Source organism: Radiobacillus deserti (assembly GCF_007301515.1).
In the GTDB taxonomy this organism is placed as follows: Bacteria; Bacillota; Bacilli; order Bacillales; family Amphibacillaceae; genus Radiobacillus; species Radiobacillus deserti.
Window position 1 is genome coordinate 1,275,647 of sequence record NZ_CP041666.1, and the last position, 11,948, is coordinate 1,287,594.

Below are 11,948 nucleotides of genomic sequence, written 5' to 3' on the forward strand. Positions count from 1 at the left end.
GAAGAGTCCAGAAATTAGCTTACCGTTTCGTTCGGATAATCACAATATTCGATGATAGTGCCCTCTGTATCTGCGGGATTTAAGTAGATTAATCGTCTTCCATGCTTGTTTGTTCTCAAGGTATCCTCTAGGACACGAATGCCTTGTTCCTTTAGTTGTTGAATAGCTTCAGGCAAATTGTCTACCTTATATGCAATATGATGAACCCCTTTTCCTTTTTGTTTGATAAAACGAGCGATAGGAGAGGTAGTATTATTTGTAGGGCATAAGAGCTCTGTGCGATACCCATCTATATCAATAATAGCTACTTCACTTTCTACTCCTTTAGCTTCACTTCGATATCGATCAATTAATTTGCCCCCAAGAACCTCTATATGAAATTGGATACTTTCATCAAGCTGACGAACGGCAATCCCGATATGGTCCATTTGTTTTTTCATGCTTCCATAACCCCTTACGAATTTTTATCTTAAGCATAGCTGGATTGTAGAGAATACGTCAAAAATAAAAAATGGCCACCAAATAAATTGGACAGCCATTAATGTGTATTAGTTAGAAGATAGTTTTGTGCGGAAATCCTGTAGCTTAGTTCTTGTTGCTTTCACTAACCCTTTCATTTTATTAATTTGTAATTTTTCTTCTTGCGTATGTGAAAGCAGAGGATATAAGCTTTCTTCAATCGTTTTATAATCGTTCGGGTAGTTTTTCTCCACCATTTTTTCAATGACATCCCAGTTTTTTTCTAATGCTTTTCCTTGTTTTTTAATTCGCTGTACTTTATCCGGATTGTCCACTAGTGTACTCTCTAGGCGAGCTAAAGTAGCCACAACTGTTTTTAGCCCCATCAAAATTTCTTGATCATCTGCAGATTCACTTGCAACTCCAACTTCTTTAGATTGTGCATTGATTTGACTAATGGTACGCTGTACTTCTTCGTTCTTATTCGGTTCACCAGGACTCCAACCAGTTAAGGCAACAACACCTATTATTACTAGTGGTGTTAAGTAGAAAATGATTTTTCGCATCTGCCACATCTCCTTTTTCTTATACGTCACAATTATTTTCCCTATCTTCCATAATTTTTATACGAAAATAGTTAGCAAAATAAGTGAGAGACATGGCAGTAAAACAAAAACAGCACTAGATGGTCCTAGTACTGTTTGTAAAAGTTTACATTAAGTCATATACAGAATCTTCAAAGTAGAGCCAGTGGTAATATTCGATTTGTTCGTCAGACATTCTTAACACATCTTCTTTATTAAGTTTCGTCATATCCCAGAGATGTTCCATCTTCGTGTTTCGTTCCATTTGGCTCATTGTAATTCCTCCTTGTACCCAAGATTGGTACGCTCACTTGGTTGTAATTCCAAGTTTTTCATTTCTTGGTTTTATTATATATCTCAAAATGAGATTAAACAAATATCAAAATGAGATAGATGGGAGAACCACTAATAGAAATGTGATATTGAAGCGGACAATCGTCTAATATTCTGTTTTAATAGGTTCGTTAGGGTTTCGTTTTTGCCTTCTGATTGGAATTATGGCACTCTTTATGGGAAGTAGGTATTAAGCAAGGTCATTATTTGAAAAGTATGTCAACTAGGAGAGTGAACGTATGAATCGAGAACAATGGTCGTCTAAGCTAGGCTTTATCATGTCTTCCGCGGGCGCTGCAATTGGGTTAGGCGCGATATGGAAGTTTCCATATATAGCAGGTATGAATGGAGGAGCAGCTTTTTTTCTAATCTTTATTCTTTTTACCGTTCTGATTGGCTTACCGTTATTAATATCAGAATTTATTATAGGTCGAGGTGCTCAAAAAGAAGCAATAACTGCCTATAAGCTGTTAGCACCAGGCACACAGTGGAATATTATCGGGAAATTGGGCGTTCTAGGCTCGTTTCTGCTTTTATCCTTCTATAGTGTTGTTGGTGGTTGGGTGCTCATCTATACAACTCAATCTCTTGTAGGAGGAGTAATTAAAGAAGGTGCCAACTATCCTGAGATGTTTGGAAATATTACTGGTTCTCCAGCAATTACCCTGCTTGGATTAGCTCTATTTTTACTAATAAATGTGTTATTTATTTCGCTCGGAATCCGCAATGGGATTGAAAAAGCGAACAAGTATATGATGCCATTATTATTCATTTTCTTCTTAATTGTAGTCGTACGTTCCTTAACGCTCGATGGTGCGATGGAAGGGATTGAATTTTTCTTAATGCCTGATTTCTCCAAAATAACAGGGGAAGGTGTCTTATATGCATTAGGACAATCCTTTTTTGCTTTAGCGGTAGGTTTTTCGGTGATGGTTACGTACAGTTCTTATTTAGGAAAAGAAACCAGTTTAACGAGCTCAGCGATTTCAGTTGTGATTATGAACATTTTTGTTTCGTTACTTGCCGGTCTGGCAATATTTCCAGCTGTATATGCATTTAATATGGAGCCTAGCGAAGGTCCGGGGCTATTATTTATGGTTTTGCCTACAGTATTTGGTCATATTCCGTTTGGAGAAGTGTTCTTGAGTTTGTTTTTATTACTATTTCTGTTTGCGACATTAACGTCTTCATTCAGCATGCTAGAAATTATTGTGTCCGCGTTTACGGAAAATGGAAAGCGAGCTCGGAAAAAAGTTACGTGGGTTTCCGGTGTCATCATGTTTGTTGCTGGGATTCCTGCAGCGCTATCCATGAATGTGCTCAGTGATTTTAAGATTTATGAAAAAACTGTTTTTGATGCAACGGATTACTTAGTGAGTAATATACTATTACCATTAGGGTGCTTATTAATTGCATTATTTATTGTCTATCGAATGGATCAAAAACTTGTAAAAGAGCAGTTTTTTCTTTCTACTTCTCTTTCGCCAGTATGGTATAGACTCTGGAGAGCAGTGATGAAATGGATTGTACCGATAACGATTTTGATCGTGTACGTAAATTTAGTAGGATTTATATAAATAGGTTATAATGGTTGAGGGCGCTTTCATTTGTGCCCTCATAATGCCGTAATTATTACATATTTAACCTTACAGTATGGGAGGCAGGAACAATGATTATTGGGATTCCAAAAGAAATTAAAAACAATGAGAACAGAGTTGGAATAACTCCAGCAGGTGTGGATCAGTTTGTAAAAGCAGGTCATCAGGTTTATGTAGAGAAGGATGCAGGCCTTGGCAGTGGATTCACGAATGAAGATTATCAAGCTGCAGGTGCTACCATGTTAGATCGCGCTGATGATGTGTGGGGCAAAGCGGAAATGGTCATTAAAGTCAAAGAACCATTGGCCGAAGAGTACCCGTACTTCCGAAGAGATTTAGTCTTGTTTACGTATTTACACTTGGCGGCAGAGCCAAGCTTAACAAAAGCACTCGTTGACAGCGGTATTACAGCGATCGCGTATGAAACAGTAGCAGTCGGCCGTTCCTTACCGTTGTTAACTCCAATGAGTGAGGTAGCTGGAAGAATGGCATCCCAAATCGGTGCACAATGCTTAGAAAAACCTAAAGGTGGAAAAGGAATTCTTTTGGGTGGCATTCCAGGGGTAAAACGAGGAAAAGTTACTGTAATTGGTGGAGGAGTAGTTGGAACAAATGCAGCTAAAATCGCAATTGGTTTAGGCGCAGACGTTACTATAATGGATGTTAGTGCGGATCGCTTACGTGAGTTAGATGATATCTTTGGAAATACAGTGCATACATTAATGTCTAACCCAGTAAATATCGCAGATGCAGTAGCAGATTCCGACTTAGTCGTAGGTGCCGTATTGATTCCTGGTGCACGTGCTCCAAAGCTAGTGACAGAAGATATGATTAAATCAATGCGTGACGGTAGCGTAGTTGTCGACGTAGCAATCGACCAAGGCGGTATTATCGAAACATGTGACCATATTACAACACACGATAATCCAACCTATGTGAAGCACGGAGTCGTACACTATGCCGTAGCAAACATGCCAGGTGCAGTACCACGAACTTCTACAGTAGGTCTTACAAACGTGACGATTCCATATGCGTTACAGCTAGCAGACAAAGGAGTAGCCGAAGCGGTTGCTGGAAATGCTTCTTTGAAATCGGGCGTTAATGTGATGGATGGATATGTGACATACGAAGCTGTGGCACGTGATTTAAGCTATGAATATAAGACAGTGGACGAGTTGCTAGAATAGAAAGAGAGGGAACCCCCGCGGGATGCGGGGGTTTTTTGAATTTTAGCGAATATGAAAGTAATTCTATTTAAAATAAAAGTATTTGAGTAGGAAATGAAAGTATTTGAGCTTTTTTAAAAGTAAATTTATATTCTATGAAAGTATGTTATTCAATATTGAAAGTATTTTATAAAGGAAGATGGAACTACTTACCGAAAGAATATACAAAGGAGGTATGTTATGTTAATAAAAAATAGGCAAGTCCCGTTAAGAATGAAAATGGATGAAGCGCTTCTTCGAAGATTACCGGCAAATCATTATAAAAGAAAAATCATTGAAGAAGACTTTGCCAAAAGAAAGGCTGGCTACGATGGAGAGCAAGCTATTGATTATTTTATAAATCGATTACCCTCCCACATTTTCCACATTTTTCATGATCTCCGCTTAAACGTAAATTCTCATTATTTTCAAATTGATACGCTTTTGCTTTCCCAGTATTTCACCATAATCATTGAAATAAAAAATATAGTCGGGACGCTTTATTTTGACACGATTTCTAAACAGTTTATTAGGAAATTGGAGGATAGGGAGGAAGGCTTCCGAGATCCAATTATTCAGGTGAAGGAACAGAAAGAGCTTCTGAATGAATGGTTTGAGGTTAGAGGATTAAGCTCCTTCCCAATTGAAACGTTAATCGGAATAAGCAATCCGTCTACAATTGTTACGGCAAGTAAAAATAGCCACCATATTTATAAGAAAGTATTACATTTCGAGCATTTAAAAGATAGGATATTTGAATTAATGGATCAACATAAGCGGTCCAGGATAACGAATAGAGAGCTATTAGAAATTGGCAATAGTCTTCAACATGAACATGCTCCATTGGTTCAAGATGTTACAAAGATTTATGGGATTGAGAGTACGGAGGTTGGCAAAGGCGTTTATTGTAATGTATGTACTCAGTTATCTATGGTTAGAGGGCATGGTAGGTGGAAGTGTTTGAAGTGTGGAAAAACGTGTCGGACTGGACATATACAGGCTATTCAAGATTATCTTCTACTAGTAGATCGATTTATAACGAACAAAGATTGTAGAAGCTTTTTGAAATTAAAAGACCCCGCAGCAGCTTCTAGAATTTTAAAGAGTACAGGACTACCGTGGAAAGGTGGATATAAAGATAGGAGGTATTTTTTGCCGGAAATGTTGAAATGAAAGTATTTAGCTAAATTCTAATAGTAATTTAAATATTTTTAAAAGTAATTTTGGTTGAATTGAAAGTATGGATCAAAAAATTAAAAGTGTTTTAGAAACATTTGAAAGTACCCCCCAATTCCTCGCACCCCCAAAAAAGGAAATTCCCGTCCAATGCCGAATACAAATAATATAGAAAGGAGGGGAGTAGTATGTCTGATTTAATTCGTGTGGGTACGACGTATGTCCCGGTTCAGGATGTGGAGAAGGCTAGTGCATGGTATTCGGAAAAGCTGGGGGCTGAGGTAAATTATAAGGATCAGGATAAGGCGATTTTGAATTTAGCTAACCAGGCATTTTTCTTAGTCCAAGCACGTGAAAATGAAACTTCTAATTTTCAGGATTCGAATGGGAATACAAGATTCTCACTTACGTTTGAGGTGGATGGGGAATCAGCTCTTCAAGCATTACATAAAAAGTTTCAGAGTCTTGATATTGAAGTTGGAGAAATTGAAGACCGTGGGCATCCTGGTAGGAATTTTGTATTTCAAGATTTGGATGGAAATCGGTTTGATGTTTGGAGCGAGCTCAGTCCAGTTTTCAAGGAAAAGTTTCAGGTGCAATAACAAAAAAGGTGGAATCCTATATAGGATTCCACCTTTTTAATGTCGTTTGTTTAACCAAAGGACACCGGATTTCGCCAATCGCGGTAACATCCCTGTCATCGGTTGGCTATACATATTTCCAAAGCCATCGTTTTTACCTAGTGAGCCTAAAGCTCCCTTTAATTTTATCTTCTTAGGAGCAAGTGGTTCTTTGTCATGGAGAACGGAAAATAACACTTCGCCAATTTGTTCCCCCTGTTGCCCAGCCAATTGAGCACTTGGTGAATATTCAGAGGATACACAGTCTCCGACCACATATACATGTTTGTTTTCAGGTACTTGATAAAAAGCATTGGTTATGACTTTTTCTTGATTATCTTTTTCGAATGGCAACTCACGGACTAAATGATTTGGTTTTACTCCCGCTGTCCAAATCGTCACATCGGTTAAGAAGCAAACTCCGTTATTACAAACAGCATCCTGTTCCACATATTCAACATTAGAGTGGTGTAGAACTTCTACATCATTTTTCTTGAACCAATCTTCCACATAGTTTTGAATTTTTCGGTCAAAAGCACTTAACACAGACCCCCCACGGTCTAGTAAGCGTACATTTAAGTCAGGTCTACTTTCGCGGATTTCTGCTGCTACTTCAATTCCACTCAATCCAGCGCCAACAATGGCAACTGTTTTGTATGCATCTAGGTTTCCAACTTTGTAGCCTGCGTGGCGTGCTCTTTTAATGGTTTGGACACTTTCTGTATATTCAGGTGCTCCTTCAATTCCGTGATAATTGTCTTCACACCCGAGTCCAATTACAAGGAAATCGTAAGGAACAGGCTCTGAATCTCTTAATAGTACTTGCTCTTCCTCGGTATCAATCTTCATGATTTCATCGTACACATATTGGATTTGTTGATGGACTGGAAAGCTGAACCGAACATCTTTATCCGATGTAGTTCCTGCTGCAATCGCATAAAATTCTGTTTTTAAAGAATGATAAGGATTTCGATCCACTAACGTGATTTCCACATCACTTGGCAATCCAAGATCAAGAAGTTTATATAGCATTTTCATGCCACCATATCCGCCACCTAAAATTACTAATCTTTTCATCGCTTAAACCCCTTTAGATATCCAATAGTATAGATAAAGCGCTTCCGTTTCGCCCCTATTAAAGACTACCAAAAAAGAGGTGTAAAGGCTAGAAAGAATTCTAAACTTCTCACAAATTTTTAGGTCAAATATCCTATGGTAAACGCTTACATAATTGAATAATTTTTGTTAATATAAGGAATAGTATTTTGAATTTTTGGGTAATAAGGGAGGAGGGAGAATGTTTCGCTTTAGTTTACCCATGGAATTATTGTAAAATATTATCGTATTATAAAAAAAGGAGGGAATGCGATGAGTCTTACGAAAAAGATAATCATCGGCTTAATTGCAGGTTTGGCAGTCGGTCTAGTATTGAATTTAGCCGCACCAGATATTTTTTCACCATTGGACAGTTATTTCTTTGGACCACTGGGAACTATATTTTTAAATTTAATTAAAATGCTTGTTGTACCAATTGTGTTTTTCTCGATCACATTGGGTACTGCTTCACTAGGAGATCCGAAGAAGTTAGGAAGAATTGGGGCCAAAACAATCGGCTTCTTCCTCGTAACAACTACAATAGCTATTACCATTGCTATTGGTTTAACTTACTTATTCCAACCAGGTAATTCTGGAATTGATCCTTCAGGTGCAGAGTTCGAAAGCCAAGAAGCACCTAGTGTCGTAGAAACCTTCACAAATATTATCCCTACAAACCCTATCCAGTCCATGACGGAAGGGAATATGCTTCAAATCATTGCCTTTTCTATCTTTGTCGGCTTTGCGCTCGCAATGCTTGGCAAAAAAACCGAAGGGATTTATAAGCTAATTGAGCAAGGGAACGATATTATGATGTTCCTTGTAAACCTTATCATGAGATTTGCTCCTTATGGTACGTTTGGTTTGTTAGCCTCAGCAGTAGGTCGTATGGGACTAGACGGACTGGAAGCAATGTTATCCTACTTCCTAGTCGTTCTTGGAGCATTGTTAATCCATGCACTGGTTACTTATGGAGCTGCAGTATCCACGTTAGGAAAAATGAGCCCTGTCTATTTCTTTAAATCATTTTTCCCAGCAATGACGGTTGCATTTAGTACGTCTAGCAGTAGTTCTACATTGCCGATTTCAATGAAAACTGCCCAGGAAAACTTGAGAGTTCCAAAATCCATCAGTAGCTTCGTTCAGCCACTTGGTGCAACGATAAATATGGATGGGACTGCTATTATGCAAGGGGTAGCTACTATATTTATTGCACAAGTTTATAATACGGATTTATCCTTTACCCAATTATTAATGGTTGTTCTTACAGCGGTTCTGGCAAGTATTGGGACTGCTGGGGTACCAGGTGTTGGTCTTATCATGCTAGCGATGGTATTAAACCAAGTACAACTGCCAGTTGAAGGGATTGCTCTCATCATTGGAATTGACCGGCTACTTGATATGACAAGAACGGCAATTAACATTACTGGTGATGCTGCTTGTGCTGTTGTTGTTACAGAAAGTGAGAAAAGACATCAAAACAGCAATTTTAACGAAGATCCAGCTGCAACTGAAGCATAATTTAAAAGAGCACAATGGTTTCAATAACCATTGTGCTTTTTTCATGCCGTTCTTTTAGGTGATGATTTTGCTACACTATCCTTTTCTTGTTGCTTCCGGAAAATGGTTGCAATTATCGGGCCAGATATATTGTGCCATACACTGAATATAGCGCTTGGTACTGCAGATAAAGGACTAAAGTGTGCTGTCGCCAAAGTTGCTCCTAGTCCAGAGTTTTGCATACCAACTTCTATCGATACCGCACGTTTTTTGGCAGGGTCCATTCCTAATAGCTTGCCAAGACCATATCCTAGTAAATATCCAAGTACATTATGCAACACGACGATAGCAAAGATAAGTGCGCCAGTCTCAGCAATTTGCTCTTTGTTGACACTAACGACCGCTGCAACAATTGCTACAATCCCAATAACGGATACGAGTGGAAGCGCCTTAATACCAGGTTCAATTTTATCCCCTAACCAAGCTTTCACGATTAAGCCAAGTACAATTGGCACGAGTACGACTTGAACAATCGATAAAAATAAATCTACAGGAGAAACAGCTAGCCATTGGCTTGCAAATACTAGTACAAGCGCTGGTGTTACAATCGGCGCTAACACTGTGGAAACAGCAGTAATGGAAACAGATAGTGCCGTATCTCCTTTAGATAAATATGTCATTACATTGGATGAAGTTCCACCGGGACAACACCCAACCAAAATAACCCCGACTGCTACTTCAGGAGATACAGGTAAAATTGTGGCCAGTGCAAAAGCGATGAGTGGCATAATCGTAAACTGTGCAATGACCCCAATTGCCACGTCTTTCGGTCTCCGAAATGCTTCTTTAAAATCATTTGCCGTCAAGGTTAGACCCATGCCAAACATGATGATACCGAGTAACGGAACTATGTACGCTGCAATCCAAGTGAATCCATTGGGTAATAAAAAGGATAAGACCGCAAATAACAAAACCCAAATCGCAAATGTACTGCCGACAAAATTACTAAGTTTATCTAAAGCTCTCAAAAAAAACAACTCCTTTCTAAATTAATTACAGATTATACTATCAATTCTGAAAATTTCAATAAAAATGATCGTCAAATTATCTCTCAAACATCTTGACGATGACATATACCATTTTTCTAATAATAAGATATGATACTGCTATACTTAATGGAGATGAGGATGACTAGTGAACGATACTATAATATGAAAAGCAAACAACAAGGACATCGAAAATGCTTTTGAACTGTTAGAATTATGTAAAGATGATTTATTGATACAGGGTTTCTATCAATGGGATGATCATTATCCGAATAAAGAGTACGTGGATAATGCAGTGAAAAGCGAGGAAATGTATGTACTAGACTCAGATTCAAGATATTAGGAGCTGTTGTAACGAACGAATGGCAATCTTCGGAGTGGGAAAGTGTAACCTGGCGTCATGTTTGTATTCCAAGCTTAATTTCCACTCTTTTTGTATTCATCCTACTATAGAAGGAAATGGCTACGGAGACCAATTACTTCGATTTGTGGAAGAGCTTGCTCTAAATAATCATTACAATCGATTCGTTTGGATGGATTCTCCGGAAATGAACGTGCCTTCGATTTTGTGAGCAAAGAGGGTATCAGAGGGTAGGCCGTGTAATTTTTCAATCAAAACCAAAGGGTCATGAACGATATTATTGTTACGAAAAAAGGTTATCGAAAGTGGAATAGCACATAAATACCACTTCAAAGCCAGGATACCTAGTCCTGGCTTTTGGTTCTTTGTTGAATGTTCATGACAATAAAGGCAGTAAACAATCCGATGAGTATTGGATACATAGAACCACCAGATATCCAGCCAGTACTTGTTGTTTCATAGTAGTAGAACGATAAGCTGTTAATTTCGAATAAGTGACCTATACCGTATAAAGCGATACTTACTGTGAAAAAACTGATGAATCCAAACAGCGACAACTTAGGCAATTTCATATTTTCTCCTCCTTTTCATTTCCTGTAATACATTGTAACAAAGTATTAAGATTTAGAGGAATAACGATTAATGCGTGGAACATATAAGGTACGACGAAAAAAAGAAGGGGATTATTATGGGAAGAGTTGTAGGTTTTGAGTTAAGTAGTCAAGAACCCGAAAAAGCGGTGGCTTTTTATGTGAACGTATTTGGATGGCAAGTAGCAGAACCACAATGGGATTATTGGGAAGTTCAAACTGGAGATAATCAACTGCCAGGAATAAATGGGGGAATAGGAAAAGGACCTCATGATTTTCCACACGGATCAAGAATACAAATAGAAGTAGATTCGATTGATGACACCATTTCAATGGCTAAAAAGCAAGGTGCGATGGTTGTTAGGGAAAAGATGGAATTTGAAAACTTCTATCTAGCTTATTTAGTTGATCCTGTAGGGAATGGCGTAGGTATCATCGAGAAAAAGTAGTAAGCAGGACCTTTCTAATACGTGAACATTACCAAATTTAGTTAGGAGCTATTAACATGGATATTGCAGAAATTTCAAAGCAGCTAATTGATATAGGGGTGATTGATTCCCCTATATCTTCCATCCAATCCTTACAAGGTGGAACAGTCAGTAGCTTGTTCTTGATTATGACTAAGATTGGTGAGAGATATGTAGTGAAGTCAAATGAGCAGGTGATTGTGAAAGAAGAAGCTAATTTCTTAGAGACTTATGTAAAGCTATCCATCTTACCAAAGCTGCTGTATGTAGATCCTCATTATCAATACATCGTTTACACGTATATAGAAGGAACAACGGATGCTCCACTGTTCGATAAGAAGGAAAATCTGGATGTGCTTGCGAAAGAATTGATTCAGAATTATGCTCAGATGGACAGTTCAGATGAATGGGGCTGGGCTGATGAACCTAAGCCAACATGGATGGCGTTTTTATTGGAACGATATAAGGATGCAAAAGCAACGCTTAAAAATGATTTAACCGAAGTGGAGCATTCTTTCATTCTTAATCTAATAAATGATGCCAAAGATTATACGGGGCATCCTCATTTAATACATGGAGATTGTGGCTTTCACAATACTATTTGGAGAAACAACCGTCTAGTTGGTGTGATTGATCCTACCCCTGTATTTGGCCCACCAATTTATGATCTCGTGTACGCTTTTTGTTCTACACCATACGAATTAGAGAAAGAGACACTGGAAGGTAAAGTAGAGTACTATTTTCCAGATATCTCTAGGGCATCTTTTTGTAAAGAAGTATTAATAGGACTGTATTTCAGAATGTCGACATGCCTAAAGCATCATCCAGAGGATTTTTCTTTATATGTTGATGCTTGGATGTATTGGAATAAAATTTGGATAGAAACGAAAGCTTGAGGTTCAAGCCTTTTCTTC

Annotated in this window: 14 protein-coding genes; 8 read left to right on the forward strand and 6 right to left on the reverse strand. The window is 38.2% G+C overall.

Features of this window, described 5'->3' with window-relative positions; translation table 11 throughout:
* Positions 1-14: 14 nt before the first annotated feature.
* The 3 genes from FN924_RS06740 to FN924_RS06750 form a co-directional block, all read right to left on the reverse strand.
* Positions 15-440 carry a VOC family protein gene (locus tag FN924_RS06740; RefSeq protein ID WP_143892923.1) on the reverse strand — a complete coding sequence of 142 codons (426 nt, stop codon included), beginning with the start codon at positions 438-440 and terminating at the stop codon, positions 15-17.
* A gap of 108 nt (positions 441-548) precedes the next feature.
* Entirely contained in the window at positions 549-1,025 is a 477-nt protein-coding gene (locus FN924_RS06745) for a hypothetical protein (protein WP_143892925.1), read from the reverse strand.
* Positions 1,026-1,170: 145 nt separating this feature from the next.
* A complete protein-coding gene (locus FN924_RS06750) occupies positions 1,171-1,317 on the reverse strand; it encodes a BH0509 family protein (RefSeq protein ID WP_143892927.1) in 147 nt (48 codons plus the stop codon).
* A gap of 298 nt (positions 1,318-1,615) precedes the next feature.
* On the opposite strand from FN924_RS06750, the gene FN924_RS06755 reads away from it, so the two are divergent.
* The 4 genes from FN924_RS06755 (at position 1,616) to FN924_RS06770 (ending at position 5,957) form a co-directional block, all read left to right on the forward strand.
* Positions 1,616-2,953: a sodium-dependent transporter gene (locus FN924_RS06755; protein WP_143892929.1), complete on the forward strand. Its 1,338-nt coding sequence runs from the start codon at positions 1,616-1,618 to the stop codon at positions 2,951-2,953.
* Between the two features lie 92 nt (positions 2,954-3,045).
* On the forward strand, positions 3,046-4,161 hold the full coding sequence (gene ald / locus FN924_RS06760; protein ID WP_143892931.1) for an alanine dehydrogenase: 1,116 nt from the start codon (positions 3,046-3,048) through the stop codon (positions 4,159-4,161).
* A gap of 219 nt (positions 4,162-4,380) precedes the next feature.
* Entirely contained in the window at positions 4,381-5,352 is a 972-nt protein-coding gene (locus FN924_RS06765; protein WP_143892933.1) for a nuclease-related domain-containing protein, read from the forward strand.
* 191 nt (positions 5,353-5,543) lie between these two features.
* Positions 5,544-5,957 (forward strand): VOC family protein, encoded by a 414-nt coding sequence (locus FN924_RS06770; protein WP_143892935.1) that lies wholly within the window; start codon positions 5,544-5,546, stop codon positions 5,955-5,957.
* Between the two features lie 36 nt (positions 5,958-5,993).
* On the opposite strand, the gene FN924_RS06775 is transcribed toward FN924_RS06770, so the two are convergent.
* Positions 5,994-7,052, reverse strand: coding sequence for an NAD(P)/FAD-dependent oxidoreductase (locus tag FN924_RS06775; RefSeq protein WP_143892937.1), 1,059 nt, complete (start codon positions 7,050-7,052; stop codon positions 5,994-5,996).
* Positions 7,053-7,343: 291 nt separating this feature from the next.
* Here FN924_RS06775 and FN924_RS06780 point away from each other — a divergent pair, with 291 nt between their 5' ends.
* On the forward strand, positions 7,344-8,591 hold the full coding sequence (locus FN924_RS06780) for a dicarboxylate/amino acid:cation symporter (RefSeq protein WP_143892939.1): 1,248 nt from the start codon (positions 7,344-7,346) through the stop codon (positions 8,589-8,591).
* A 41-nt stretch (positions 8,592-8,632) separates the two neighbouring features.
* Here the strand turns inward: FN924_RS06780 and FN924_RS06785 are convergent, their stop codons facing one another.
* A complete protein-coding gene (locus FN924_RS06785) occupies positions 8,633-9,598 on the reverse strand; it encodes a bile acid:sodium symporter family protein (protein ID WP_143892941.1) in 966 nt (321 codons plus the stop codon).
* Positions 9,599-9,978: 380 nt separating this feature from the next.
* Here FN924_RS06785 and FN924_RS19850 point away from each other — a divergent pair, with 380 nt between their 5' ends.
* Positions 9,979-10,188 carry a GNAT family N-acetyltransferase gene (locus FN924_RS19850; RefSeq protein WP_143892943.1) on the forward strand — a complete coding sequence of 70 codons (210 nt, stop codon included), beginning with the start codon at positions 9,979-9,981 and terminating at the stop codon, positions 10,186-10,188.
* A gap of 133 nt (positions 10,189-10,321) precedes the next feature.
* Here the strand turns inward: FN924_RS19850 and FN924_RS06795 are convergent, their stop codons facing one another.
* A complete protein-coding gene (locus FN924_RS06795; protein ID WP_143892945.1) occupies positions 10,322-10,549 on the reverse strand; it encodes a hypothetical protein in 228 nt (75 codons plus the stop codon).
* A gap of 116 nt (positions 10,550-10,665) precedes the next feature.
* Here FN924_RS06795 and FN924_RS06800 point away from each other — a divergent pair, with 116 nt between their 5' ends.
* Entirely contained in the window at positions 10,666-11,016 is a 351-nt protein-coding gene (locus FN924_RS06800; protein ID WP_143892947.1) for a VOC family protein, read from the forward strand.
* A 56-nt stretch (positions 11,017-11,072) separates the two neighbouring features.
* Positions 11,073-11,930: an aminoglycoside phosphotransferase family protein gene (locus FN924_RS06805; RefSeq protein ID WP_143892949.1), complete on the forward strand. Its 858-nt coding sequence runs from the start codon at positions 11,073-11,075 to the stop codon at positions 11,928-11,930.
* Positions 11,931-11,948 lie beyond the last annotated feature (18 nt).